Source organism: Adlercreutzia sp. ZJ473 (genome assembly GCF_013185065.1).
GTDB lineage: Bacteria > Actinomycetota > Coriobacteriia > Coriobacteriales > Eggerthellaceae > CAAEEV01.
Genome location: NZ_JAAVTO010000096.1, coordinates 1 through 4,297, shown reverse-complemented (window position 1 = coordinate 4,297; position 4,297 = coordinate 1). Strand labels below are relative to the sequence as shown.

The window sequence follows — 4,297 nt, the reverse complement described above, 5'->3', positions numbered from 1 at the left end:
GGCAGCTCCGGCGGCCTCGGCGGTTCCGGCGGCCTGGGCGCCGTCGGCCTTCGCGGCCCCGTCGGCCTCCGCCGCCTTCGCGGCCGCCTCGCCCGCGCGCGCGGCCTCGACCGAGTCGCGCGTGCCCCAGAAGCCGGGGTGCCTCGCGATGGCCTTCGGCGCGAGCAGGCGGATGAGCGGCGCCTTGAACAGGAGCATCATCACGATGTCGCACAGGATGCCGAGCGCCAGCGTGAGGCCGAAGCCCTTGACCGACGCGCTCGCCAGGAAGAACAGCGACAGCGCCGACACGAGCGTGACCAGGTCGGCGTCGATGGAGGTCAGGATGGCGTGCCGCACGCCCGTGATGGACGCGGCGCGCACGCTGCGGCCCATGCGGATCTCCTCGCGGAAGCGCTCGAGCGTGAGGATGGAGGAGTCAGCCGCCATGCCGATGGTGAGCACGATGCCCGCCACGCCCGCAAGCGAGAGGCTGAACAGCCCGAACGCCGAGAGCGCCGCCAGGATCCCCAGGTAGAGCACGGCGAACACGAGCATGGCCGCCGCCGTGATGAGGCCCAGGCCGTGGTAGAACACCAGCAGGTAGAGCATGACCACCGCCAGGCCGATGAGCGCCACCAGCACGCCGGAGGCCAGCGCGTCCTGGCCGAGCGTCGGGCCGACCACCTGGCTCTGGGCGTACTCGAAGCTCACGGGCAGCGAGCCCGACTCGAGGATGGTCTGCAGGTTCTTCGCCTCTTCCTGCGTGTAGTTGCCCGTGATCTGCACCTGCCCGTTGGGGATCTCGGACTGCACGCGCGGCGCGGACTGGACCTCGTCGTCGAGGATGATGACGATCTCGCCCTTGGTGGGCGCGAGCTCGGCCGTGGCCTCGGCGAACGCGGCGGCGCCCTCGGCGTCGAGCGTGACGTTCACCGCGTAGTCGGTGCCCGTCTCGCTCGCGCGGTCGATGGTGACGTTGGTGATGTTCTCGCCCGTGACGAGCGGCGTGTAGGTGCCCGGCTCGACGGTGAGGTGCTGCGTCTCGCCCGTGGGGAAGGTGTTGCCGTAGTCGTCCGTGAAGGTGGCCTCGTTGGCGTACTGGCCGCTCTGGATCTGCTTCACCACCTCCTGGTCGGTGAACGAGTCGAGGCGCGCGAGGGTGAGCGAGCCGGTGCGCCCGATGGTGGCGAGCGCCTCCTCGGTGTCGGACAGGCCCGGGATCTGCACGAGGATCTGGTCAGACCCCTGCACCTGCACCGTGGCCTCCGACGCGCCGAGGGCGTTCACGCGGCTCTCGATGATGGCGCGCGACTTCTCCATGTCGTCAGCCGTCACCGCGCCGCCGTCGTCGGACTTCGCCGTGAGCACCACCGACAGGCCGCCCTGGATGTCGAGGCCCTGGTTGATCTTCTCCTGCGGCGGCACGAACAGCGCCACCGACGCCACCACCAGCACGGTGGTGAGGACGAGCAGCCATATGTTGCGGCGGTCGTGCGTGCGCGCCGGCTTCTTCTTGACGTTGCGCTCCAAAGCCATGGGCGAGATGCTCCTTTTCGTCTTCTCTTCCTCAAAAGCCCTCGGGCGGTCCGCTTGCGCAAACCGCCCGAGAGGTGCTTCACGTGTCTTATGCGTTAACTTGCCTATTGTGCCACAAACGGGCAGCATCGGCCAGACCGCAGCCGCTTGCAGCCGATTTATTCTCAGACATCAATAATCCTGCGCCGCCGGGCTCGCCATCCACGCCGCCAGGAACTCGTCGTAGGCGCCCGCGAGCACCGCCGCGCGGGCGCGGCGCATGAGGTCGAGCAGGTAGTGCAGGTTGTGGATGGAGAGCAGGATGCCGCCGAGCATCTCGTCCTGCTTCACCAGGTGGCGCACGTAGGCGCGCGTGAAGTTCTGGCACGTGGGGCAGGCGCACTGCGCGTCGAGCGGCCCGAAGTCGCGCGTGTACTTGGCGTTGCGCATGTTCATGCGGCCCGTGCTGGAGAACGCGGTGCCCATGCGGGCCGTGCGCGTGGGCAGCACGCAGTCGAACATGTCCACGCCCTCGGCCACCGCGCGCACGAGCGTGGTGGGGTTGCCCACGCCCATGAGGTAGCGCGGGCGGTCCTCCGGCAGCGCGCGGGCCACCTCGCCGAGCGTCTCGAACATCACCTCGTGGCTCTCGCCCACCGAGTAGCCGCCGATGCCGAAGCCGCCGAAGCGCCGCCCGCCCGCCGCGAGCGAGTCCTCCTCGATCTCACGCAGGCGCCGGACGCTCTCGAGGCGCAGGTCAAGGTGCATGCCGCCCTGCACGATGCCGAAGAGCGTCTGGTCGGCGCGCGTGTGCGCGGCCAGGCAGCGGCGCGCCCAGGCGCTCGAGTAGTCGACCGCCTTCTGCACGAACGCGCGCTCGGCCGGGTACGGCGCGCACTGGTCGAGCTGCATGGCGATGTCGGCGCCGATCTGCTGCTGGATGCGCATGTTCTCCTCGGGCGTCCAGTGCACCTTCGCGCCGTCGTAGATGCTCCTGAAGGTGACGCCGTCGTCGGAGAGCTTCACGGTGTCGGCCAGGCTGAACACCTGGAAGCCGCCCGAGTCGGTGAGCATGGGGCCGTCGTAGCGCATGAAGGCGTGGATGCCGCCCGCCTCGGCCACCAGGTCGGCGCCGGGGCGCATGGCGAGGTGGTAGGTGTTCGCGAGCACCACCTGGGACTTGAGGTCGCGCAGCTGGTCGGGCAGGATGCCCTTCACCGTGGCGTGCGTGCCCACGGGCATGAACATGGGGGTCTGGAAGGAGCCGTGCGCCGTCTCGTAGGTGAGCGCGCGGGCGTGGCCGCACGTGGCGTCGCAGGCTGCCTCGAAGAGCGCCACTAGGCCGACACCCCCTCGGGCGCGGGGGGCGTGGCGGGTACGGGAGTCACGCTCGCCACAGCGGGCTCGCCGGGCGCGGGGGCCGGGCCGGCCGGGCCCTCCGCATCCGCCGCGCCGACCGCGTTCGCCTTGAGGGCCGCCTCGCGCGCCTCGGCGGAGATGACGCCCTCATCCGCGCCCCCGACGGGGTTCGCGCAGACGGGGAGCCCATCAACCCAGGCGGCGAACTGCTCGGCCGTGCCGTGCTTGACGCTTGCGAGGTCGAAGCCGCCGGGCACGGGGTCGAGCAGGTAGTCGGTCACGAGGAAGATGTCGGCGCCGAGCTTCGTGACGGCCATGTCCTCCACGGTGTTGTTGCCCACCATGAGCACGTCGGAGCCCGCCACGCCGCACGCCGCGAGGTTCTCGGCGTAGTACGCGAGCTGGGGCTTGATGGCCGTCGAGTTGTCGTAGGCGGTGACGCGCGCGAAGAGGTCGGGGGAGAGGCCCGCCCACGCCAGCCTCCACGCCACGGCGCGGGGCGGGAACAGCGGCATGGTGGTGAGCAGGAGCGGGTAGCCCTTCTCCCCGAGCGCGTGCACGGCGCGCACCATGGGCTCGCTCGGCCTCACGTCGGCGCCGATGTCCCCGAACTCGGTGGCGTAGTACCCGTCGCAGACGGCATGCCAGTCGGCGGCCTGCTCGTCGACGTGCTCGAAGAACTCGCCCCAGAACGCGTCGGCGTTGACCTCGCCGGTGTCATGGCTCATCATGGCGCGGGTTCCCCGGCCGAGCCCCGCCTGGAACGCCTGCGCGTCAAGGCCGCGCGCGGCCACGTAGCGCACGATGCCCGCGAAGTACGCCTTCAGAAACGCGTCGATGTCCATGGGCAGAAGCGTGCCGTCGAGGTCGAAGAACACCGCGCGGTAGGCGCGGGGCTCCGCGGGCGCGTTCTTGTCGCTTTTCGGGGGGGTTACGGGCTGTGGGGTGTCTTCCATAAGGTGTTTCCTCTGATCGCTCGCATGCTTTCGATGTGGCATGGTAGTATACCCTTCATGACTTCAGCCGCCGAAAACCCGACGAAATTGCTACTCCACGCCTGCTGCGGGCCCTGCTCGATGGAGCCGGTGCGCCTCTTGCGCGAGCGCGGGGTGGAGCCGCACGTCTACTACGCGAACTCGAACATCCACCCGCCCGCGGAGTACGCCCGCCGCCTCGAGACGATCAGGGGGTGGGCCGCCTCCGCGGGGCTCAGCCTTACCGAGGGCCGCTACGACGTGGCAGCCTGGGAGGCGACCGCCGGGCGCATAGGCGACGCCGCTCGCGCGCGCTTCGGCGTGATCGCCGGGGACGCGGCTGATGCGGCAGGCGGCGGGGCCGCGAAAGCTGCGGCGGGCGCGGCAGCTGCGGGAACCGTGGGCGCGGAGCCCGCGGGCGCGGCGGGCAGCGGAGCCGCAGGCAACGGGGCCGCAGGCGGCGGGAC

General features: G+C 70.6%; 4 protein-coding genes. 1 reads left to right on the top strand and 3 read right to left on the bottom strand.

Annotation, left to right across the window (positions count from 1 at the left end; translation table 11 throughout):
* From secD to HRL41_RS11620, 3 genes are all read right to left on the bottom strand, one after another.
* Positions 1 to 1,518, bottom strand: a 1,518-nt coding sequence (gene secD, locus HRL41_RS11630) for a protein translocase subunit SecD (protein WP_172137164.1), incomplete at its 3' end; no start/stop codon positions are given.
* 171 nt (positions 1,519 to 1,689) lie between these two features.
* Complete coding sequence (gene tgt / locus HRL41_RS11625) at positions 1,690 to 2,835, bottom strand: tRNA guanosine(34) transglycosylase Tgt (protein WP_172137163.1); 1,146 nt, start codon at positions 2,833 to 2,835, stop codon at positions 1,690 to 1,692.
* The gene (locus tag HRL41_RS11620; RefSeq protein WP_172137162.1) at positions 2,835 to 3,812 is read right to left on the bottom strand and encodes an HAD family hydrolase; all 978 of its coding nucleotides are present in this window, start codon (positions 3,810 to 3,812) and stop codon (positions 2,835 to 2,837) included. Before HRL41_RS11620 ends, tgt begins: the two co-directional genes overlap by 1 nt.
* 129 nt (positions 3,813 to 3,941) lie before the next feature.
* On the opposite strand from HRL41_RS11620, the gene HRL41_RS11615 reads away from it, so the two are divergent.
* On the top strand, positions 3,942 to 4,297 hold a 356-nt coding region (locus HRL41_RS11615; RefSeq protein ID WP_371808850.1), incomplete at its 3' end, for an epoxyqueuosine reductase QueH.

Coding starts and splice junctions, on each gene's coding strand:
- HRL41_RS11620 (WP_172137162.1), bottom strand. CDS start 3,812: ATGGAAGACACCCCACAGCCCGTAACCCCCCCGAAAAGCGACAAGAAC.